Here is a 21,683-nt window from a genome sequence, read left to right as displayed (position 1 = left end):
GCTTACTCATTACCGATGTGGTGGTGTGTGTGTTTCTTGTAAAACCCTCCGGCCGGCCGCGCCCCGTCAGGGGCGCGGGGAACTGCGCGGCCGGCGACATACGGCCCGCAGCCGAATGCCTAACGTTCCAGAACGAGCGCAAGCCCTTGGCCCACCCCGATGCACAGGGTGGCGACGCCGACGCCACCGCCCCGCCGGGCCAGCTGATGGGCCACCGTCCCGGCCAGCCGCGCACCGGACGCCCCCAGCGGATGCCCCAGCGCGATCGCCCCGCCCTGCGGATTGAGGATCGCGGGATCGAACTCGGGCCACTCGGCCACACACCCCAGCACCTGCGCGGCGAACGCCTCGTTCAGCTCCAGCACCGACAGGTCGCCGAACCCCCTGCCCGCCTTGGCGAGCGCCCGGTTCACGGCCTCCACGGGCGCCAGCCCGAAGTACTGCGGGTCGGTCGCCGAGACACCCGTCGCGCGGACCCGGGCCAGCGGTTCGCGGCCCGTCGCCCTCAGCCCCTCCTCGTCGACGAGCAGCAACGCCGCCGCACCGTCGTTCAGCGGGGACGCGTTGCCCGCCGTCACCGTGCCGCCCTCGGTGCGGAACGAGGGCTTCAGCCTGGCCATCGCCACCAGGGAGGCATCCGCCCGGACGCCTTCGTCGGCGGCGAAGACCACCGGCTCGCCCTTGCGCCGCGGGATCGTCACGGGCGCCAGTTCACCGTCGAACAGGCCCTCGGCCTGTGCCCGTGCCGCCTTCCGGTGGCTGCTCAGTGCGAACTCGTCCTGCTGCTCCCGGCCGATCTTGTGCTTGTCCGCGATGAGTTCGGCCGACTCGCCCAGCGGGATCGTCCACTGCGGGTCCATCCGCGGGTTGACCATCCGCCAGCCGAGCGTCGTCGAACACAGCTCGGTGTGCCCGGCCGGGAAGGGCCTGTCGTTCTTCGGCAGCACGTACGGCGCCCGGGTCATGGACTCGACGCCCCCGGCCAGTACGACGGAGGCGTCGCCGAGCGCGATGGCCCGGGCCGCCTGGATCACGGCCTCCAGGCCCGACGCACAGAGCCGGTTGACCGTCACGCCCGGGACGGACGTGGGCAGGCCCGCGAGCAGCGCGGCCATCCGGCCCACGTTGCGGTTCTCCTCGCCGGCTCCGTTCGCGTTGCCGAAGTACACGTCCTCGACCCGGGAGGGATCCAACTGTGGTGTACGGGACAGGACTTCGCGGATGACGTGCGCGGCGAGGTCGTCCGGGCGCACGTTTGCGAGGCCTCCGTTATAGCGGCCGATCGGCGTGCGGACCGCGTCGACGATGTAGACGTCCTTCACTTCAGGCCCTCCGGGACAATCAGTTCGGCGTCGGTCCTGGCGACGATCTCCTCGGCGGTCACGCCGGGCGCGGTCTCGGCCAGGACGAGGCCGCCGTCGGTGACGTCGAGGACGCCGAGGTCGGTGATGATCCGGTTCACGCACGCCTTGCCGGTCAGCGGCAGGGCACACTCGGTGAGGATCTTGGGGGAGCCGTCCTTGGCGGTGTGTGTCATCACCACGATGACCGTGCGGGCGCCGTGCACCAGGTCCATCGCCCCGCCGATGCCGGTGATCAGCTTGCCGGGGACGGCCCAGTTGGCCAGGTCGCCCCGCTCGGACACCTGCATGGCACCGAGCACGGCGACATCTATGTGCCCGCCCCGGATCATCGAGAACGACAGCGCCGAGTCGAAGAAGGAGGCGCCCGGCAGGACCGTCACCGTCTCCTTCCCGGCGTTGATCAGGTCCGGGTCGACGGCGTCCTCGGTGGGGTAGGGGCCGGTGCCCAGGATGCCGTTCTCCGACTCGAGCACCACTTCGACGCCCGGGGGGAGGTAGTTGGGGATGAGGGTGGGCAGTCCGATGCCGAGGTTGACGTACTGGCCGTCCCGCAGCTCCCGCGCCGCCCGCGCGGCCATCTCCTCACGCGTCCAGGCCATCAGGACCTCACCGTCCGCTGCTCGATCTTCTTGTCCGCCGCCTGCTCCGGGGTGAGCGCGAGCACCCGCTGCACGAAGATGCCCGGCAGGTGCACCGCGTCCGGGTCGATCTCACCGGGCTCCACCAGCTCCTCCACCTCGGCGACCGTGACCTTCCCGGCCATCGCGGCCAGGGGGTTGAAGTTCCGGGAGGACTTGTTGAAGACGAGGTTGCCGTGCCGGTCGCCACGCGCGGCCCTCACCAGGGCGAAGTCGGTGCGGATGCCCCGCTCCAGCACGTACTCCGTGCCGTCGAACTCCCTGACCTCCTTCGGCGGCGAGGCGAGCGCCACCCCGCCCTGGCCGTCGTAGCGCCAGGGCAGCCCGCCGTCGGCGACCTGGGTGCCGACGCCGGCCGGGGTGTAGAAGGCGGGGATCCCGGCGCCGCCGGCCCGCAGCCGCTCGGCCAGCGTGCCCTGCGGGATCAGCTCGACCTCCAGCTCCCCGGCCAGGTACTGCCGGGCGAACTCCTTGTTGGCGCCGATGTAGGAACCCGTGACCCGGGCGATCCGGCCGGCGGCCAGCAGCACCGCCAGGCCCGACTCCATCGCCCCGCAGTTGTTGGAGACCACCGACAGCCCGGCCACGCCGCGCCGGTACAGCGCCTCGATCAGCACGTTCGGCACGCCGCTGAGCCCGAAACCGCCCACCGCGAGCGACGCGCCGTCCGGCACGTCGGCCACCGCCTCCAGGGCTGTGGCGACCACCTTGTCCATCCGAGAGGCCCCATCTCTTCCGAGTGACCCGATCAAATTAATCAGGGCACTGAGCATTTCTGCGAGCTGCTCTCACGCTGCCACCGAGAGGAGAGGGCGTCAAGACCTCGGCAAACAGGCATGCCCACCTGTGCGGGGTCGGCAGACAGCGGCCGTCGTGTTGAGTATTGTTCAGTGCACCAACGAACGAGCGAGGGGTGCACATGGCGGCCGCGGACCTCACCACCCACCCCGGGCACCTGGCCCGGCGGCTTCAGCAGGCGCACTACCTGCTGTGGAACGCGATGGTCTCCGAGGAGATCACCTCGCCCCAGTACGCGGTCCTCAACACCCTCGTCGCCGAACCCGGCCTCGATCAGCGCACGGTGGGGGAGCGGGTGGGGCTCGACCGGTCCACCATCGCCGAGGTGATCAGCCGTCTCGGCCGGCGCGGACTTCTCGACAAGGTGCGTGACCCCCAGGACGGCCGCCGCTCTCTGCTGCGTCCCACGGACGAGGGGATGCGCACGCATCGCAGGCTGACCGTGCGCACCGCCCGCATGAACCAGGTGTTCCTCGCCCCGCTGACCGCCGACGAGCGAACCGTGTTCTTCGACCTCATCCGGCGGGTCGCGGACGCGGCCGAGGCGCTCCGCAACCCCGAGGAGCCCCTGGGGGCGCCCCGCTGAGGCGGCCCGTGGGTGGTACGGGAGGCAGGGCCGGTTCGGCGTGCAGGGCCGGGCCGGACGACGCGCAGGGCCGGTCAGGGCGTCTGGGCGAACACCACCCACACCGGGCCCTCGGCGAAGTTCACCGGAGTGCCGTCGCCGGTGGTGAAGGCGGTACCGTCCGTGGCCTCCTCCCGCTTCCAGTGCACGTCCCAGGCCCGCCCGTCGCGCAGCACCTGCGCCGTGCCCGAGCCGACCGTCTCGGTGTACGGCGTGTTGTTGCCGAGGAAGTCCCGGAAGGCGGACTCGCGCACCTTCACGTACTGCACGACGACCGTCGCGGCCGCCATCCGCTCGCCGTCGGCCGTCGTCGCGGGCGTGCCGTCCATGCCGATCAGCCAGCGGTCGCGGGAGTCCGACCAGGTGAAGGTGAATCGGGCTGCCGGGTAGCGCACGGTCCGGGAGTTCGTCGCCGTGCCGCCCCCGGGTGCCGCTCCGTAGTGGAAGCCGGTGGTCAGGGCGGCCTCGCCGGGGGTCTCGGGGACGATCCGCCCGGGCCGGAGGTAGAGGTTGTGCGGGGCGGGCTCGCCGGAGCCGCGGAAGTAGGCGTCGGCCGCGTTGCCCGGTGTCTCCGCCCGCAGCGGCGCCTTGTCGATCAGTGGCAGGAGCTTCTTCTGGGCGCCGGAGAAGGCGAGCGTGGGCCGCTCGAACTGGCGCAGCAGCTCCAGGTCCGACTCACGTGCGCTGCGCACCGGCCCCACCGTCTTGGGCAACCGGGTCGCATACACCGCCATCAGCCTGCTCATCCCGCCCTCGACCTGCTCCGCGTAGACCACGTCCGCCGCGTCGACGCCTGTGTGCGGACGGGCCGCGGGCGCGTTGTCGATCTTGACGGCGAGCGCGGAGGGGCCGGTCACCGACGGGGAGGCGCCCTGTTCCGACTCCTTCGGGGAACCCCGTCCGTCGTCACCCGGTCCGCTGTCGGCGGTGCAGCCCGCCGCGAGGGCGGCCGTCACCGCGGCGGCCAGCAGCGCCGCCGCCGTAGTCGTGGCGCGCCGTCCGCGCGCCCCTCGTCTCATGCCCACCGTCGCCACCGCGCCCCATGTCCTCGATGTGTCTTGATTGTGCGCTTATCTGAACATCGATGGCCAGAGTCGATCGTTCCCGTCGGGAAGGTGTCCGGGCCGCGTCCGTCGATCGGCTCAAGGTTCAGCGCGGGGTGTCCGGGTACCCGGACGGCGCCGTACGACCGACGCGCACGCTGACGGAGGGAGCGCGAGGCGATGAGGGCAGTGACCTGGCAGGGCAAGCGGGACGTCCGGGTGGAGAACGTGCCCGATCCGACGATCCAGGAGCCGACGGACGCGATCATCCGCATCACCTCGACCGGGCTGTGCGGGTCCGACCTGCACCTGTACGAGGTGCTCACCCCGTTCATGACTCCGGGTGACATCCTCGGTCATGAACCCATGGGCATCGTGGAGGAGGTCGGTGCGGGCGTCCAGGACCTCCAGGTGGGGGACAGGGTCGTGGTGCCGTTCCAGATCGCCTGCGGCAACTGCTGGATGTGCCTGACCGGCCTGCCCACCCAGTGCGAGACCACCCAGGTGCAGGGCGAGGGCATGGGCGCCGCCCTGTTCGGCTACACCCGCCTGTACGGCTCGGTGCCGGGCGCCCAGGCCGAGTACCTGCGCGTCCCGCAGGCGCAGTTCGGTCCGATCAAGGTCCCCGAGGGCCCGGCAGACGACCGTTTCGTCTACCTCTCCGACGTCCTGCCCACCGCCTGGCAGGCGGTCGTCTACGCCGATGTCCCGGAGGGCGGCAGCGTCGCCGTGCTCGGTCTCGGTCCCATCGGCGACATGGCCTGCCGTGTCGCGCAGGTGCAGGGGGCCGGCCGGGTGTTCGGTGTCGACCTGGTCCCGGAGCGGCTGCGCAGGGCGAAGGCGCGGGGTGTGGAGACCTTCGACCTGAGGTCCTTCGACGACGAGAAGGAACTCGTCGAAGCGATCCGCGACCAGACCGACGGCCGAGGCCCCGATGCCGTGATCGACGCGGTCGGCACCGAGGCCCACGGCAGTGCGGCCGCGCGCTTGGTGCAGAACGCCGCCTCGATCCTGCCCCGCAAGCTGGGCGGCCCGATCGCCGAGCGCTTCAGCGTCGACCGTCTCGCCGCGCTGCACACCGCCATCGAGCTGGTGCGCCGCGGCGGAACCATCTCGCTGTCCGGCGTCTACGGCGGTATGGCGGACCCACTGCCGCTGCTCACCCTGTTCGACAAGCAGATCCAGATGCGCATGGGGCAGGCCAACGTCCGCCGCTGGACCGACGACATCATCCCGTACCTGACCGACGAGGACCCCCTCGGCGTGGACGACTTCGCCACCCACCGGGTGCCGCTGTCGGAGGCTCCGCACGCATACGAGATGTTCCAGCGCAAGCAGGACGGCGCGGTGAAGGTCATCATGCAGCCGTGAGGGCCGCCGGCGCCGGGCGGTGCTGCCAGTGCCGCGGCAGGCAACGTTCGCCCGGTAGGGAGCGGCGTCCGGTGCGTGCTCTCGTGCGTGCTCTCGGCGCGCCGGCCGGGAGCCCTCGTACTGGATGTACTTGGGCTTTCGGCCGGTGCGGCGAGAGTGCGTGCCGGGCGTCGCGACGGGGCGAACGTTGCCTGCCACGGCACTAGGCGCCCAGGATCTCCGCCAGGTCGTAGCGGACCGGCTCCTCCAGCTGGGCGTACGTGCAGCTCTCGGGAGTCCGGTCCGGGCGCCAGCGGCGGAAACGGGCGGTGTGCCGGAAGCGCTGCCCGTTCTCCATGTGGTCGTACGCCACCTCCGCCACCCGGTCCGGCCGGAGCGGCACCCACGACAGGTCCTTGCGGCCGGACCAGCGGCTCGGCGCCCCCGGCAGCCGTGCCTGCTCGTGGGCGGCCTCCTCGGACCACGCCGCCCACGGATGCCCTGACACGTCGTCCAGACGCAGCGGCTCCAGCTCCTCCACGAGCTCCGCGCGCCGCTTCATCGTGAAGGCGGCGGAGACCCCGACGTGCTGGAGGGTCCCCCGTGCGTCGTACAGGCCGAGCAGCAGCGAACCCACCACCGGGCCGCTCTTGTGCAGGCGGTACCCGGCGACCACGACATCCGCCGTCCGCTCGTGCTTGACCTTGAACATGGCGCGCTGATCCGGCCGGTAGGGCACGGTCAGGGGCTTGGCGATGACACCGTCGAGGCCGGCCCCCTCGTACTCCTCGAACCACTGCCGCGCCACCTCGATGTCGGTGGTCGCCGGGGCCAGGTGCACCGGCGACCGCACCCCGGCCAGCTCAGCGGTCAGCCGCTCCCGCCGTTCGGTCAGCGGCGCGTCCATCAGCGACGCGTCGCCCAGCGCCAGCACGTCGAACACGACGAGCGAGGCAGGCGTCCGCTCCGCCAGCGTCCGCACCCGCGAATCCGCCGGATGGATCCGCTCCGTCAGCGCGTCGAAGTCCAGATGCCCCTCCCGCGCGATCACGATCTCCCCGTCCACCACGCACCGCTCGGGCAACCGCTCCCGCACGGCCGTCACAAGCTCCGGGAAGTACCTGGTCAGAGGCTTTCCGGTACGGCTGCCCAACTCGACCTCGTCCCCGTCGCGGAACACGATCGCCCGAAAGCCGTCCCACTTGGCCTCGTACTGCATACCCGCGGGGATCGCGGCCACCGATTTGGCGAGCATCGGCAGGACAGGGGGCATCACCGGCAGATCCATGGATTGATTCTGCTCCCGTACGTCCCGGACTGCCCGATATGCGAGGTGTGCGGGCTGCGCCTACCGTGTCGAGCATGGGTGACGCGGTGGAACTGGAGGTCGACGGCCGGACCGTACGGCTGTCCAGCCCGGACAAGGTCTTCTTCCCGGAGCGCGGCTTCACCAAGCTGGACCTCGCCCGCTACTACATCGCCGTCGGCCCCGGCATCCTGCGCGCCCTGCGCGACCGGCCGACCACCCTGGAGCGCTACCCGGAGGGCGTGAACGGGGAGAACTTCTTCCAGAAGCGGGCGCCGAAGAACATGCCCGACTGGATCCCGACCGCGCACATCACCTTCCCCAGCGGCCGCAGCGCCGACGAGATGTGCCCCACCGAGGCCGGAGCGGTGGTGTGGGCGGCCCAGTTCGGCACCCTCACCTTCCACCCCTGGCCGGTTCGCCGCGGCGACGTCGACCATCCGGACGAACTCCGCATCGACCTCGACCCGCAGCCCGGCACCGACTACGACGACGCCGCCCGCGCCGCCCACGAACTGCGCCAGGTGCTCGACGAGTTCGGCGGGCTGCGCGGCTTCCCCAAGACCTCGGGCGGCCGGGGCCTGCACGTGTTCGTGCCCATCGAACCGCGCTGGACCTTCACCCAGGTCCGGCGCGCCGCCATCGCCGTCGGCCGGGAGATGGAACGGCGGATGCCGGAGCAGGTCACCATCAAGTGGTGGAAGGAGGAACGCGGCAAGCGCATCTTCATCGACTACAACCAGACGGCCCGCGACCGCACGATCGCCTCCGCCTACTCCGTACGCCCCCGCCCGCACGCCCCGGTCTCCGCGCCCCTGCGCTGGGAGGAGGTCGGCATCGCGCACCCCCAGGACTTCGACCTCGCGACCATGCCCGCGCGCTTCGCCGAACTCGGCGACGTGCACGCGGACATGGACGACAAGCGTTACTCCCTGGAGGCCCTGCTCGACCTCGCCCGCCGCGACGAGCACGACCACGGCCTTGGCGATCTGCCGTACCCGCCCGAGTATCCGAAGATGCCGGGGGAGCCCAGGCGGGTACAGCCGAGCAGGGCCCGCAAGGAGAAGGAGCCTCCTCCTACAGCTCCTTGATGCGGATGTCCCGGTACGAGACCACATCCGTCGTGCCGTGCACCTGGAGCCCGATGTAGCCGGAGGCGAACCGCCGCCCGTCCGTGCCCGGGTCGTCCGAGCGGGGCGGGGCGAACTCCTGGCCGCCGGTGTTGTCGAACTCGTTGATCAGCACACCGTTGCGGAACACCGAGTAGTGCTGGCCCTCCACGCGGATCTCGTAGTCGTTCCAGGTGCCCTTCTGTGTCACGCCCGCGCCGGCGAGACCGACCCGGTCGAAGCCGTAGACCGACCCCGTCTTGTACAGGTCGCCGTCGGGCCGGTCGAGCACCTGCACCTCGTGCCCGTACTTGATGGCGACCCACTCCGGGCGGGACTCCTCGGGGTGGTCGTGGACCCACGGGAAGCGCACGAAGACACCCGAGTTGGCGTTGCCGGTGCCGGGTGCGTCGTCACGCCACTGGAGCTTCAGGGAGAAGTCGCCGTACTTGCGCTGCGGGAACCACAGCATGCCCATACCGGACGTCGTGGTGCCGGAGGTGATCGTCCCGTCCGGGTTCAGCCCGAAGGAACCGCCGCCCACCTGCCGCCACTCGGCGAGGGACTCTACGGTGCCGTCGAAGAGCGAGCGGTAGCCCTCGGTCTGCCCCGGCGTGCCGATGCCCGACGCGCGGGCCGCCTTCCGGATGGCCTTGGACTCCCGCTCGTCGACGACCCCTTCCCTCAGCAGCCGGTCGAGCACGGCCGTCACGTGCTTGAGGAACAGCGCCTGGGACGTCCACTCCTTCTCGTCCTCGATCAGCTCGCCGATCCGGCACCGGTTGTCCGTGACCCGGTTGCGTACGCCCGAGTCGACCGTGCCCACGATCACCGTCAGCCGCTCGTCGTGCTCCGGGCAGTCCGGTGCCGGGACCTGACCGGAGACGACCGTGAAGGTCACCGTGCGGGCCGCCGCGGTGTTGCCCGCCTTGTCCGTCGCCCGGTAGGCCACGGTGTGCGCACCCGCCCGGTCGACCACCACCGGCCCCGTGTACGCGAGGTAGGGCCCGCCGTCCAGCGAGTACTCGATCTTCTCGACGCCCGAACCGTGCGCGTCGGTCGCCGTGACCGTCACCCGGGCACTGTTGACGTACGCCCCGTTCGAGTTCTTCGTGCCCTCCACGGCCACGCCCGTCGCCGGCGGCGTGGTGTCCTGCGGGGGTGCCGCGACGACCGTGAACCGCACGCTCTTCTCCGCCGCCACGTTGCCCGCCTTGTCGGTGGCCCGGTAGCGGACGGTGTGCTCACCGACCTGGTGGACCATCACGGGCGCGGTGTACGGCTGCCAGGCACCCGACCCGAGCGCGTACTCGATGGTGTTGACCCCGGATCCCGTGTCGGAGGCCGACACCGTGACCGTCGCCATGTCGATGTACGCCCCGTCGGCGTCGCGCTCACCGCTCACCGTCGCCGAGGTGCCCGGCGCGGTGGTGTCGTCCGACTGCGGCGCGACGACCGTGAACGCGGCGCTCTTCTCGGTGGAGACGTTCCCCGCCTTGTCGAAGGCGCGGTAGCGGAACCTGTGCTCACCCACCTGGTCGACGACGACCGGCGCGGTGTACGGCTGCCAGGCCCCCGCGTCGCCGATCGCGTACTCGATCCTCTCGACACCGGAGCCGCCCTCGTCGGTGGCGTGCAGCGCCACGCTCGCCGAGCCGACGTACTGGCCCTGCGTGTTCTGCGTGCCGCTGACATGCGCCGACGCCACGGGCGCGGTGGTGTCCTCGCCGGTGCCCTCGGTGACGACGAGGATGCCCTGCATCTGGCCGTGGCCGGGGATCGTGCAGTGGTAGAAGTACCGGCCGGGGGTGAGCGTGACCTGGGCGGTGTGCTTGCCGCCCTGGGCGTCGTTCGGGTTGGCCAGAATATTGAGCTGCACGTCGTCGTTGAACTCGGGGTCGCTGGTCACGAACGTCAGCGTGTGCGGCATGCCCGTGGTGTTGCCGGTGGCCGCGCTGTTCTCGAAGACGATCGTGGCGGCACCGGCCACCGCCGTCCTCGGCGCCGAGAGGTACTTGTCGATGTCGTTGCCGGCCGTCCAGGTCAGCACCTGGTCGGCGGCAGCCTTCGTCTCTGGCTGCCCGGCGGCGGGCAGTGCCTGCACGCCGAGCATCATCAGCAGGGCGGCCAGCAGGGCGGCCCAGACTCTTCGTTGCCGGATCACTCGGTCCCCCTCGCCAACTGGCCGGCGGCCGGGGTGGGCCCGCCGCCCTTGTAGGTGACCCGCCACAGCGCCGACTTGGAGTCGGAGGTGAAGAAGCCGCGCCCGTAGTCGAGGACGTACAGCGCGCCGTCCGGACCGAACCTCCAGTCCATCAGGTTCCTGATGCCGTCGTTGCCGACCGGCACGATCTTCTTCAGCGACTCCGCGTGCACCGGCAGACCGCCGTCGCCTTGCGTCTTCGGGTCCATGAGCACCGCGTGGCGCGGCTGGTCGGCGTCGTAGAAGTCACCGACGAACCACTTGCCGTCCCAGTACGCCGGCCACTTCACCGCACTGTCGGCCGCGGCCGTGCCGTACCGGTAGACCGGCCCGTTCATCGCGGCCTGACCGCCGCCCTTCAGCCAGGGCAGCCGGTACGTGGCCTCCGCCGGCTTGTACGACGGGACACCGTTCGCGTCCCTCGGGTAGTCCGGTGCTCCGCCCGACGGCGAGTACCAGATGTTGTTGCCGGTCACCGGCGGCACGTTGACCAAGCCGTCGTTGTTCGGCGACTCGTTCTTCGGGTGGTCGCAGTCGTACCAGCCCAGCGGCTTGGACGGGTCCGGCAGGTTGCGGTCCCGGTAGGGCTGCTTGTTGCCCATGCAGTACGGCCAGCCGCGGTTGCCCGCCTCGGTGATGGCGGCGAACGTGTCGTACTTGGCCGGACCCCAGGTCGTCGACGGCGCACTCGCGTCCGGGCCGACCCAGCCCGCGTAGAGCACGTCGGTGGACTTGTCGACGGAGATCCGCGCCGGGTTGCGGACACCCATCACGTAGATCTCGCCGCGCGTCTTGCCACCGCCCTCGTCGGGCTCCTTGCCGGTGAAGAGATTGCCCTCGGGCAGCGTGTAGGTGCCGTCCGGCTCGGGGTGGATGCGCAGGATCTTGCCGTTGAGGTTGTTGGTGTTGCCCGCGGTGCGGCGCGCGTCCGCGAAGGAGACGCCCCTGTAGTTCGGCTGCGGGTTGTTGCCGGAGTAACCGCCGCTGAAGCCACTGGAGTTGTTGTCACCCGTCGCGATGTACAGGTTGCCCTTGGAGTCCCAGGCCATCCCCCCGCCCGCGTGGCAGCAACTGTGGATCTGCACCGGCCACTTCAGCAGCACTTTCTCACTGGCCAGGTCGAGCTTGTTCGTGGCCTGGTCGAGTGTGAACCGGGAGACTCGCCGCTCCGCCATCCGTGTCTCGCGATCGATCCGCTCGTGCGGCGTGTAGTGCAGGTACACCCAGCCGTTCCGCGCGAACCCCGGGTCCAGCTCGATACCGAGCAGCCCCTCCTCGACCTTGACCAGTTCGTCACCGCCGCCCTTGTTGCCGAAGACCGTGAGCGCGCCGGCCAGGGTGACCTGCTGGCTCTTCGGGTCGTAGACGTGGATCTCGCCCCTGCCCTTGCCGATGTCGGGGTTGTTCCAGTCGGTGATCACCGGCTGTGAGGAGTCCGCGCCGCCCCGGCCGATGTAGAAGACCCTGCCGTCGGGCGCGGTGACCATCCCGTGCGGCTCGCCGATCTGGTCGTTCTGACCCGGCTGGTTGGGCCTGGTCAGCCGCTCCGCCGCGTAGTTGGCGTTGATGGTGGCCTTGCAGTCGGCCCGCTCCAGCCGGGTCGTCCACAGCAGCGCGCCGCGCAGATGGGCGCGGAAGTCGCTCTCGTCGTACGACGACACCGTCCCGCCCATGCCGGTGTAGAACGAACGGCCGCCGTCGTAGTCCCGGCACCAGCTGACCGGATGGTCCCAGCCGTTGGAGCCGGTGCCGGGCTGGTACGTCGACTCGCGGACCCGGGCCACCGTGTGCACGTCGCCCGACGGGTTCTTCACCCAGTTCAGCCACCGGTCCGGGCGCTTCCACTGCACTGGCAGCTCCTTGGTGGCGGGGTGCCCGCGGTCGCCGACCTCCACCGTCGCCCGCTGGACGGCCGTGGGGCTGGACGCGGCCGGACGGGCGCCCACCAGCCCGGTGAACCAGTCCGAGTACGGCTCCGCCCGCGCCGCGTCATGGATGCCGACGAACCCGCCGCCGGCCTCCATGTAGGCCTCCAGGCCCGCCTCCTGCTCCGCGTCGAGGACATCGCCCCCGCCGGTCAGGAACACGATCGCGTTGAAACGGCCGAGCCTGGTCTCGTCGGTGAACACCGAGGCGTCGCCGGTGGCCTGCACCTTGAAGCGGCGGTTCGCCGGGCCCGACAGGCCGATGTCCTCGATGGCCTCGATCCCGGCGTTCACCACCGGCGACTCCTCCCCGGCCGCCGCGGAACCGTGGAAGATCAGCACCCGTACGTTCGCGCCGCCCGGCGGCGACTTGATCGACATCGTTGTCAGCGGGGGTTCCGGAAAGGGGCGCGCGCTCGCGGCGGGGCTCGACAGCAGCCCGGCGGTCACGACCCCGGCGGCGACGGACGCCGCCCAGACACGTCTTGACTTGCTCAACCCTCGTAAGTGCATGGGCACCTCCTCGGTCACAGCAGCACCGCCAAGGAAGCTAAACCCCTTTGCATGTCCCGCCAATACCTATGACCGGTATGGCGCCAACTTTGTCTTGAGTGTGGATAAACGGGTGTGCGGCCGGTACCGTCTCACAGGTTCATCACAGGTACGCCTCCGTAAATGCCTTACCAGGGTGGGGAGTTCCGCATGGACAGACGCAGCTTCAACCGGCGGGTCCTGCTGGGCGGCGCGGCCGTCGCGACGTCGCTGTCCGTGGCGCCGGAGGCCGTGAGCGCCGCCGGGCCCGCGAAGACGGCTCCCGCCGGGGGCGAGGTGAAGCGCATCAAGCTCTACGCCGAGAAGCTCCCCGACGGGCAGATGGGCTACGGCCTGGAGAAGGGCAGGGCGAGCATCCCCGGGCCGCTGATCGAACTCAACGAAGGGGACACGCTGCACGTCGAGTTCGAGAACACCATGGACGTGGACGTCAGCCTGCACGTCCACGGCCTCGACTACGAGATCACCAGCGACGGCACGAAACTGAACCGCAGTCACGTCGAACCGGGCGGCACCCGCACCTACACCTGGCGCACCCACGCCCCGGGCCGCCGCAAGGACGGCACCTGGCGCTCGGGCAGCGCGGGTTACTGGCACTACCACGACCACGTCGTCGGCACGGAACACGGCACCGTGGGACTGCAGAAGGGCCTCTTCGGCCCGGTCGTCGTCCGCCGCAAGGGTGACGTCCTGCCCGACCGCACCCACACCGTCGTCTTCAACGACATGCGCATCAACAACAGGCCGCCGCACTCGGGGCCGGACTTCGAGGCCACGGTCGGTGATCGCGTCGAGTTCGTCGTGATCACGCACGGCGAGTTCTACCACACGTTCCACCTGCACGGTCATCGCTGGGCGGACAACCGCACGGGCATGCTGACCGGCCCCGAGGACCCCAGCCAGGTGATCGACAACAAGATCACGGGCCCGGCCGACTCCTGCGGCTTCCAGGTGATCGCGGGGGAGGGGGTCGGAGCCGGCGCCTGGATGTACCACTGCCATGTCCAGAGCCACTCCGACATGGGGATGGTCGGACTGTTCCTGGTGAAGAAGCCGGACGGGACCATTCCCGGGTACGAGCCGCACGAGCACTTCCAGGAGCCGCCCGGCGGCCACGAGCACTGACGGGCGCTCGCTCTCCGACCGCGGGAGGGCGCGCACGAGAGCGCTCTCACCGCGCTGCGTCCCCGGGCTATCCTGATCCGCAGCCGCAGGTGAGGAGCCCGAAGTGACCGACACAGCGCCGCGTCCCACGCTGGAGGCGGTGGCCGCCCGGGCCGGTGTCTCGCGGGCCACCGTGTCCCGTGTGGTCAACGGCGGGGACGGGGTGCGGGACGTCCTCGTGGAGAGGGTCCGCAAGGCCGTGGAGGAACTCGGGTACGTGCCCAACCAGGCCGCCCGCTCCCTGGTGACCCGGCGTCACGACGCGGTGGCGGTCGTCGTCGCCGAACCGGAGACCCGGGTCTTCGCCGACCCGTTCTTCGCGCTCCAGCTGCGCGGCATCAGCAAGGAGCTCACCGCCCACGACAACCAGCTCGTACTGCTGCTCACGGAGGGCAGGGACGACCATGCCCGGGTCGGCCGCTACCTCGCCGGCGGACACGTCGACGGCGCCCTCGTCTTCTCCCTGCACCTGGACGACCCACTGCCGGAGCTGATCCAGCGGGCCGGCGTCCCCACCGTCTTCGGCGGACGGCCCGGCTGGAGCGGTGACCGGCGCGACGTGGTCTACGTCGACAGTGACAACCGCGGTGGTGCCCGCGACGCCGTACGGCACCTGGCAGGGCTCGGCCGCACCCGGATCGCGCACATCACCGGTCCCCTCGACCAGACTTCCGCCGCGGACCGCCTCGACGGCTACCGGGACGTGATGGTGGACGCCGACCCGCGGCTGATCGCCGAGGCCGACTTCACCCCGGCCGGCGGCGAGCGGGCGATGCGCGAGCTGCTGGAGCGCTGCCCGGACGTGGACGCGGTGTTCGCCGGCAACGACCTCATGGCCTCCGGCGCGCTGCGCGTCCTGCGCGCGTCCGGCCGCCGCGTTCCCGACGACGTGGCCGTCATCGGCTTCGACGACATGCGGCCCGTCGCGGACCAGACCGACCCGCCACTCACGACGGTCCGTCAGGACATCGAGGAGATGGGCCGCCTGATGGCCCGCCTGCTGCTGCGCGGCCTCGACCGGGACGCCCCGCGGGAGGGCGTCGGGGCACCCCCGTCGAGCGTGGTACTGCCGACGACGCTGGTGCTGCGCGGTTCGGCCTGAGGGGCCTTCGCTCCGCCGTGCCGTGCCGTCCTCGCCGGGCGGGCTGGACCCGGCGAATGCGCCTCGAGGAAGCGCGCTCCGAAGGGGGCGCGGGGAACTGCGCGACAAGCCACCCCGCCGCGGCACCCGCACGACTACCAGGACATCCGATGTCCCAGGCGCCCCGCACGGCCCCGGCAAGGCCCGCAGGATCCGCTCCCCGGCCGGCCTTGGAGCCGCCGGGGCGAACCGGCCGGCCCGCCCCGGTCCGCCTCAGCCCTGCCGCGGCTCGCTGCGGATCACCGCGAAGCGGGCGCCGTAGGGGTCCGCGAGTTTGGCGAGGCGGCCGACGGACGGCAGGTCCGTGGCCGGGAGGCGGACCGTGCCGCCCAGCTCCTCGGCCCTGGCGACGACGGCGTCCGGGTCGGCGACCTCGAAATACGGCAGCCAGTACGCCTCGTTCTCCGCCGGGTCGTCGGCCAGGGGCACGACACCGCCGAACATGGCGTCCTCGTTCTGTCCGGCGGGGTGGAACGTGGTGTACGTGCCGCCGGCGAAGTCGGCACCGAAGGTCTCCAGACCCAGCACGGAGTGGTAGAAGGCCGCCGCGGCCGGGACGTCCGCCGTGTACAGCTCCACCCAGCACAGCGAGCCGTGCTCCTGGACGACCTCCAGGCCCGTGTTGCGTCCCGGCTGCCACAGCCCGAAGGTCACCCCGGCCTGGTCGGCGAGAATAGCCATCCGGCCCAGGTCCTGGACGTCCATCGGCTGCACCCTCACCGCACCGTGCGCCTGCTCGGCCGCCCGCGCCGTGGCGTCCGCGTCCGGCGCCTGGAAGTACACCGTCCAGGACGGCGGCCCCTGCTCCGGCGCGGTCTGCATGCCCCCGGCGGCCGTCCTGCCGCCGAGCTGGAACAGGCCGTACCCTCCGACCTCCGGGCCGCCCGGCTGGAACCGCCAGCCGAACAGTCCGCCGTAGAAGGCGGCGGCGCCGTCGATGTCGGGAGTGCCGAGATCGATCCAGTTCGGAGCGCCGGTGACAAAACGGGTGGTGAGCATCGTCGCCCTCCTCGCACAGTGACCGTTCTCTGCACTGCCGAGTCTCGCACCGCCCGGTGACGACCGCCGCCGGAGCGCCGCCGGGGCGGCCTGCGGTGTTCGCGCGCGCCGCCGTGCGTCTTCCTGCCCGGTGGGCGATCATCGAGCGGCCGGGGGCCCGTGAACGCCGGGTGTTGATTACACGTTGATCGAACGTTTTTCACCGTCCGCGACGCTCTCGGTCATGCACATCGACACCATCACCCCACCCGAACTCGCATGGCAGCACGAGGCGTTGTGCGCGCAGACGGGGGCGGACTTCTTCTTCCCCGAGCCGGGCAGTTCGGTGCGCGAGGCGAAACGGATCTGCGGTATGTGCCCCATCCGGGCGGCCTGCCTGGCGTACGCGCTGGAGCACGACGAGCGCTTCGGCGTCTGGGGCGGTCTTTCGGAGAAGGAACGGCTGGAGCTGCGGCGGGTGCCGCGCTAGCCGTCCCGGGGGGCGGGGCCTCCCGTTCCGGTGCCGCCCGCGGCCGGCAGCCCACGAGGCCCCGGACGCTCGTGGCGTCCGGGGCCTCGTGGCCGTGCGTGTGGGCCGGTGTCAGGCGCCGGCCCGGGCGGCCATGCGGGCCTTGCGGGCGGCCAGCTTCTCGTCGAACTTCGACGCCTCGGAGTCCAGACCGCCCATGAACAGGCCGAGCTCCTCCTGCGCCTTGCGGCCCTCGGGGCCCAGGCCGTCGATCTCCATGATCTTCAGGAAGCGCAGCACCGGCTGGAGCACGTCGTCGTGGTGGATGCGCATGTTGTAGATCTCGCCGATCGCCATCTGCGCGGCGGCGCGCTCGAAGCCGGGCATGCCGTGGCCGGGCATCCGGAAGTTCACGATGACGTCGCGCACCGCCATCATCGTCAGGTCGGGCGCCAGCTCGAAGGCCGCCTTCAGCAGGTTCCGGTAGAAGACCATGTGCAGGTTCTCGTCGGTGGCGATGCGAGCCAGCATGCGGTCGCAGACCGGGTCCCCGGACTGGTGGCCGGTGTTGCGGTGCGAGACGCGGGTGGCGAGCTCCTGGAAGGCGACGTAGGCGACCGAGTGCAGCATCGAGTGCCGGTTGTCCGACTCGAAGCCCTCACTCATGTGGGACATCCGGAACTCCTCCAGCTTGTCCGGGTCCACCGCGCGCGAGGTGAGCAGGTAGTCGCGCATCACGATGCCGTGCCGGCCCTCCTCCGCGGTCCAGCGGTGCACCCAGGTGCCCCAGGCGCCGTCGCGGCCGAACAGCGAGGCGATCTCGTGGTGGTAGCTGGGGAGGTTGTCCTCGGTGAGAAGGTTGACGACGAGCGCGATGCGCCCGATCTCGGTGACCTTGGACTGCTCCTTCTCCCACGCCTCGCCGTCCTCGAAGACACCGGGGAAGTTGCGACCGTCGGTCCACGGCACGTACTCGTGCGGCATCCAGTCCTTGGCGACCTTCAGATGCCGGTTGAGTTCCTTCTCGACCACTTCCTCCAGGGCGTACAGCAGCTGAGCGTCGGTCCAGGCGCCGGCCGGGCTGCCGAGGTGGGGAGTGGTGATCGTCATGGACTCTCCAGGGGACAAGCGTACGAGCGGTGAGCAGTAAACCTACGGCATCGTAGGCTACGTCTCCGTAGGTTACGAAGCCGTAGGTTAAGGGTGCTGTAAAGGCCGCTGATCAGCACGGTCGCCCGATGGCGCGTCAGCTCCGCTGACCCCGCAGGCCGAAGGGCCGGACGGGGGACACGCGGTCCGCTCAGACGTACAGCTCCCGCAGCCGCACCGAGAGGCACGTCACACATCCCTCGAGCTTCTCGAACTCGCTGATGTCCACGACGACCGGTTCGTACCCGAGGTCGGCGAACAGCTCGGCGGTCTTCGGCGCGCTCGCCGCCATCAGCAGCTTGTCGCCGCCGAGCAGGACCACGTGCGACCCCGCCTCCTCCGGGACCGGCAGGAAGCGCGCGAACAGCGACGGCGTGTCCATCTTCGGGATGTGCCCGATGACCGTGCCGTCGGGCAGCGCCGTGACCGCCGACTTCAGGTGCAGCACCTTGCTCACCGGCGCCGAGACGACCCGGGCGCCGAGCGGCTCGAACGCGGCGCGCAGCTGCCGGACGCCGGCGGCGTTGGTACGGCCGCCCCGCCCGACGTAGACCGTGTCGCCGATCTTCAGGACGTCTCCGCCCTCCAGGGTGCCCGGCTCCCAGATCCAGTTCACCGAGCAGCCCAGACCGGCCACGGCCTCCTCCACCCCGGCGGTCTCCTCCCGCCGGGATTCGGCACCCGGACGGGCGATCAGGGCGACGTTCTTGTACATCACGACCGTGTCCTCGACGAACACCGAGTCGGGGCAGTCGTCGGCCGGGTCCACCTCGATGGTCTCCCAGCCGTGCGTGCGCAGGGCCTCCACGTACGCCTCCCACTGCTCGGCGGCGAGGCCGGTGTCGACCTTCTCCCGCTCGATGTGGGTCACCAGCCCTTCGGCGAGACGCGGACCGGGGCGGCGGACGAGGGCCTTCTTGCTGGGCACGAGCGTGACTCCGTATCGGATGGGACGGTCGGGACCGCACCGACGGAGCCTCCGGGATCGACCGGAACCCATCGGGCGTCGGCCGACCATCATGCAGGGCGAACGAGGGCGAGGACAGCCCCGGGGGAGGGCGGAGCAGGTGGAGGGGCCGAGCCACCGCCCGCCGGGTACCCGTCGAGCGCCGCTCCCGTCCTGCACGTGTTCCTGGGGTCAGCCCGCCGAGGTGGCGGCTCCCAACGCTAATCGGCGCGGTGTCCTGCACGTGTTCCCGGGGTCAGCCCGCCGAGGTGGCGGCTCCCAACGCTGGTCGGCGCGGTGTCCTGCGCGCGTTCCCGGGGTCAGCCCGCCGAGGTGGCCGCCCGCGGCGCTCGTCGGCCCGGCGCCCCCGTCCGCGTTCCTCGGCTCAGCCCGCCACCCCGGCCTCGTCCAACCCTCGCCGCTGCGCCGGCGTCACTGCGCCGGCGGTGGTCCCGTGCTGCTCGTCCGGACGCAGGCACTCGATCAGGTAGTCGCCGGTGTCCGCGTCGCGGGTCACCCCGTGGGTCTCGCTGCCGAAACCGGGGAAGTGACGGTCGAAGGACTCCAAGGCGCCGAGGTAGCGCAGGAGGGGGCCGTCCGCCTCGCCCGTGCTCTCGCCCGGCATGAGGACCGGGATGCCCGGCGGCGTCACCGTGACCATCGCCGCGGCGACCCGCCCCGGCGCGTCCGCCAGACGAACACGCTCCGTGCCGCCGCGGATCAGCCGCTGGTAGCACAGCTGAGGCGGGGCGACCGGCTCGGGCAGGTCCTGGAAGGCGGTGTCGAGCAGATCGACCAGGCGGGCCGCGCGCAGATGGTCGTGCATCTCCTGGCACAGGTCGCGCAGGGTCAGCCCGGTGTAGCGCCGCGGGTGCTCCGCGACCAGCGCGGGAAGCACCCGGTCCAGCGGGGCGTCGCCGTCGTAGAGGTCCTTGAAGTCCATGAGGGCGTCCAGCAGGGTGCCCCACTTGCCCTTGGTGATGCCCATGGAGAACAGCACCAGCGTGGTGTAGCTGTCGGTCTTCTCGACGACGATGCCGCGCGTCGTCAGATAGGCGGTGAGCACCCGGGCCGGGATGCCCCGGTCGGACATCTCCCCGGTCGCGTCGAGCCCCGGGCAGGTCAGGGTGACCTTGATCGGGTCGAGCATGCAGTAGCCGTCGGTCAGCCCGGGGAAGCCGTGCCAGTCCGCGCCGGGCGCGAGGTGCCAGCAGGACGGATCGGTGCGCAGCAGGTCGGCCGGTGCCTCGTCGAAGGGCAGGCGTTTCCCGCTCGCGGGGTCCGTCACCTCGTCGGGCTGCCACACACCGAAGAACCACGGCGGCCGGTCACCCGCCGCCTCGATCCGCCGCCCGAGCCGCACCATCTCCTGGCGGAACCGGATCGCCTCGGTCACCGCCTCGTCGACCAGCCACTGTCCCTGCGGACCGTCCATCATGGCCGTCGCCACGTCCAGCGAGGCGATCATCGGGTACAGCGGCGAGGTGGTCCCGTGCATCATCAGTGCCTCGTTGAACCGGTCGTGCTCGACCGGTGCCCGCGGTGCCGGCCTGACGTGCACCATGGCTCCCTGTGACAGGGCCGCCAGCAGTTTGTGGGTGGACTGGGTCGCGAAGACCGTCGGCCGGTCGGGGCCGGGAAAGGCATCCTCGTCCACCGACATGCCGTAGCGCCCGGCGTAGAGCGGATGGAAGCGGGCGTAGGCGAACCACGCCTCGTCGAAGTGCAGCCGGGGCGTGGCCGTGGCGAACGCCCGGGCCGCCGCCACCGCGTCGTAACACAGCCCGTCGTAGGTGGAGTTGGTGAACACCGCGTACTGGGCGCGCGAGGAGACGGCGTCCGGCGTCAGCGGATTCGCGGCGATCCGCGCGGCCACCGAGTCCGCCGCGATCTCGGCGGGCGGCAGGGGGCCGGCGAGGCCGTAACCGTTACGGGTGGGGACCAGGTACACCGGGCGCGCGCCGGAGACGACCAGGCCGTGCAGGACGGACTTGTGGCAGTTGCGGTCGACCAGGGCGATCTCGTCGCGGGTCACGCTGAAGTGTCCGACCAGGCGGTTGCAGGTGGAGTCGCCGTGCAGGACGAAGTAGGTGTGCGCGGAGCCGAAGACCCGCGCGGCGTTGCGCTCCGCCTCGCCGATCGGCCCGGTGTGCTCGAACAGCGAGCCGAGCTCCTCCACCGAGATCGACAGGTCGCTGCGCAGCAGCCGCTCCCCGAAGTACGCGTGGAAGGCCCGGCCCACGGGCGACTTGAGGAAGGCGACACCCCCGGAATGCGCGGGCGTGTGCCACGAGTACTCGTGCGCGTCGTCGAAGCGCCGCAGCGCCTTGAAGAACGGCGGGAGCAGCGCGTCCTGGTAGGCGCGCGCGGCGGTGGTGATCCGCCCGGCGATGAACGCCGGCGTGTCCTCCAGCGGCCACACGTAGCCCACCACCGACTGGGACACCCACAGCGGCAGCTCGCGCAGCCCCTCGTCCGCCATGACCAGGAACACCGGAAGGTTCTGGAACCGGCGCCCGATCCGGCGCAGCACCGTCGCACCGCCCGGCCCGTCCCCGGTTCCCGCTCCGCCCCCGCCCTCGGCACGTGCTCCGCCCAGGGCCCCGGATCCGTCCCCCGCCCCGGACGGGAGGTCCCACGCGACCACCGCGGCGGTCAGCCCGGCCTCGGTCCGCAGCACCGCATCGGCGTCGGCGACGCTCACCACCCACCGGACCTGTAAGCCGCGCGCCCGGATTCCCTCGGCGATGCACCTCAACTGCTCGGCGCCGGCGCCCCCGTCGTCCGGGTGCTCCGCCACCGCCACCAGTACCGTGCCGTCGGCCATGCCGTTCCCCCTCCCCGGTGGCCCGCGCCACCTCCCTCCAGTGTTCGCGGGCCCCGCACGCCTGGTCGGCCGGCGCCGGGTCAAACCACCCCATCG

General features: G+C 71.2%; 17 protein-coding genes. 6 read left to right on the top strand and 11 right to left on the bottom strand.

Going from position 1 to position 21,683, the window contains the following annotated elements; translation table 11 throughout:
• Nucleotides 1-119: 119 nt before the first annotated feature.
• From AB0F04_RS02150 to AB0F04_RS02140, 3 genes are read right to left on the bottom strand one after another with little or no spacing between them, the layout of a single operon-like run.
• Entirely contained in the window at nt 120-1,322 is a 1,203-nt protein-coding gene (locus tag AB0F04_RS02150) for a thiolase family protein (RefSeq protein WP_362036756.1), read from the bottom strand.
• The gene (locus AB0F04_RS02145; protein ID WP_362036754.1) at nt 1,319-1,963 is read right to left on the bottom strand and encodes a CoA transferase subunit B; all 645 of its coding nucleotides are present in this window, start codon (nt 1,961-1,963) and stop codon (nt 1,319-1,321) included. The genes AB0F04_RS02150 and AB0F04_RS02145 overlap by 4 nt, the downstream gene beginning before the upstream one ends.
• Nucleotides 1,963-2,718 (bottom strand): CoA transferase subunit A, encoded by a 756-nt coding sequence (locus tag AB0F04_RS02140; protein WP_362036752.1) that lies wholly within the window; start codon nt 2,716-2,718, stop codon nt 1,963-1,965. Before AB0F04_RS02140 ends, AB0F04_RS02145 begins: the two co-directional genes overlap by 1 nt.
• 203 nt (nt 2,719-2,921) lie before the next feature.
• On the opposite strand from AB0F04_RS02140, the gene AB0F04_RS02135 reads away from it, so the two are divergent.
• Nucleotides 2,922-3,386 carry a MarR family transcriptional regulator gene (locus tag AB0F04_RS02135; protein WP_362036750.1) on the top strand — a complete coding sequence of 155 codons (465 nt, stop codon included), beginning with the start codon at nt 2,922-2,924 and terminating at the stop codon, nt 3,384-3,386.
• Between the two features lie 74 nt (nt 3,387-3,460).
• Here AB0F04_RS02135 and AB0F04_RS02130 read toward each other — a convergent pair whose 3' ends face one another.
• Nucleotides 3,461-4,444 carry a DUF3048 domain-containing protein gene (locus AB0F04_RS02130; RefSeq protein ID WP_362036748.1) on the bottom strand — a complete coding sequence of 328 codons (984 nt, stop codon included), beginning with the start codon at nt 4,442-4,444 and terminating at the stop codon, nt 3,461-3,463.
• A gap of 204 nt (nt 4,445-4,648) precedes the next feature.
• Between AB0F04_RS02130 and AB0F04_RS02125 the strand changes: the two genes are divergently transcribed.
• Entirely contained in the window at nt 4,649-5,839 is a 1,191-nt protein-coding gene (locus AB0F04_RS02125; protein ID WP_362036746.1) for a zinc-dependent alcohol dehydrogenase, read from the top strand.
• A 202-nt stretch (nt 5,840-6,041) separates the two neighbouring features.
• Here AB0F04_RS02125 and AB0F04_RS02120 read toward each other — a convergent pair whose 3' ends face one another.
• Nucleotides 6,042-7,106 (bottom strand): ATP-dependent DNA ligase, encoded by a 1,065-nt coding sequence (locus AB0F04_RS02120; RefSeq protein ID WP_362036744.1) that lies wholly within the window; start codon nt 7,104-7,106, stop codon nt 6,042-6,044.
• A gap of 74 nt (nt 7,107-7,180) precedes the next feature.
• On the opposite strand from AB0F04_RS02120, the gene ligD reads away from it, so the two are divergent.
• Entirely contained in the window at nt 7,181-8,215 is a 1,035-nt protein-coding gene (gene ligD, locus AB0F04_RS02115; RefSeq protein ID WP_362036742.1) for a non-homologous end-joining DNA ligase, read from the top strand.
• On the opposite strand, the gene AB0F04_RS02110 is transcribed toward ligD, so the two are convergent.
• Together AB0F04_RS02110 and AB0F04_RS02105 are read right to left on the bottom strand one after the other, a co-directional pair.
• A complete protein-coding gene (locus AB0F04_RS02110; protein ID WP_362037317.1) occupies nt 8,202-10,349 on the bottom strand; it encodes a family 16 glycoside hydrolase in 2,148 nt (715 codons plus the stop codon). The genes ligD and AB0F04_RS02110 overlap by 14 nt on opposite strands.
• A 44-nt stretch (nt 10,350-10,393) precedes the next feature.
• On the bottom strand, nt 10,394-12,874 hold the full coding sequence (locus AB0F04_RS02105; RefSeq protein ID WP_362036740.1) for a ThuA domain-containing protein: 2,481 nt from the start codon (nt 12,872-12,874) through the stop codon (nt 10,394-10,396).
• A 189-nt stretch (nt 12,875-13,063) separates the two neighbouring features.
• Here AB0F04_RS02105 and AB0F04_RS02100 point away from each other — a divergent pair, with 189 nt between their 5' ends.
• Together AB0F04_RS02100 and AB0F04_RS02095 are read left to right on the top strand one after the other, a co-directional pair.
• Entirely contained in the window at nt 13,064-14,038 is a 975-nt protein-coding gene (locus AB0F04_RS02100) for a multicopper oxidase domain-containing protein (RefSeq protein WP_362036739.1), read from the top strand.
• A 103-nt stretch (nt 14,039-14,141) separates the two neighbouring features.
• Nucleotides 14,142-15,179, top strand: a complete 1,038-nt coding sequence (locus AB0F04_RS02095; RefSeq protein ID WP_362036737.1) for a LacI family DNA-binding transcriptional regulator — start codon at nt 14,142-14,144, stop codon at nt 15,177-15,179.
• Between the two features lie 252 nt (nt 15,180-15,431).
• Here AB0F04_RS02095 and AB0F04_RS02090 read toward each other — a convergent pair whose 3' ends face one another.
• On the bottom strand, nt 15,432-16,217 hold the full coding sequence (locus AB0F04_RS02090; RefSeq protein ID WP_362036735.1) for a VOC family protein: 786 nt from the start codon (nt 16,215-16,217) through the stop codon (nt 15,432-15,434).
• 223 nt (nt 16,218-16,440) lie between these two features.
• On the opposite strand from AB0F04_RS02090, the gene AB0F04_RS02085 reads away from it, so the two are divergent.
• Nucleotides 16,441-16,686 carry a WhiB family transcriptional regulator gene (locus AB0F04_RS02085; RefSeq protein ID WP_362036733.1) on the top strand — a complete coding sequence of 82 codons (246 nt, stop codon included), beginning with the start codon at nt 16,441-16,443 and terminating at the stop codon, nt 16,684-16,686.
• A gap of 111 nt (nt 16,687-16,797) precedes the next feature.
• On the opposite strand, the gene AB0F04_RS02080 is transcribed toward AB0F04_RS02085, so the two are convergent.
• The 3 genes from AB0F04_RS02080 to AB0F04_RS02070 form a co-directional block, all read right to left on the bottom strand.
• Nucleotides 16,798-17,775, bottom strand: coding sequence for an acyl-ACP desaturase (locus tag AB0F04_RS02080; protein ID WP_351629035.1), 978 nt, complete (start codon nt 17,773-17,775; stop codon nt 16,798-16,800).
• Between the two features lie 190 nt (nt 17,776-17,965).
• Nucleotides 17,966-18,742, bottom strand: coding sequence for a dimethylargininase (gene ddaH, locus AB0F04_RS02075; protein WP_362036731.1), 777 nt, complete (start codon nt 18,740-18,742; stop codon nt 17,966-17,968).
• A gap of 403 nt (nt 18,743-19,145) precedes the next feature.
• Nucleotides 19,146-21,587, bottom strand: a complete 2,442-nt coding sequence (locus AB0F04_RS02070) for an Orn/Lys/Arg decarboxylase N-terminal domain-containing protein (RefSeq protein WP_362036729.1) — start codon at nt 21,585-21,587, stop codon at nt 19,146-19,148.
• Nucleotides 21,588-21,683: the final 96 nt, after the last annotated feature.

Source organism: Streptomyces sp. NPDC029041, assembly GCF_040637515.1.
Lineage (GTDB): Bacteria > Actinomycetota > Actinomycetes > Streptomycetales > Streptomycetaceae > Streptomyces.
This window is presented reverse-complemented; position numbering and strand designations above follow the sequence as displayed.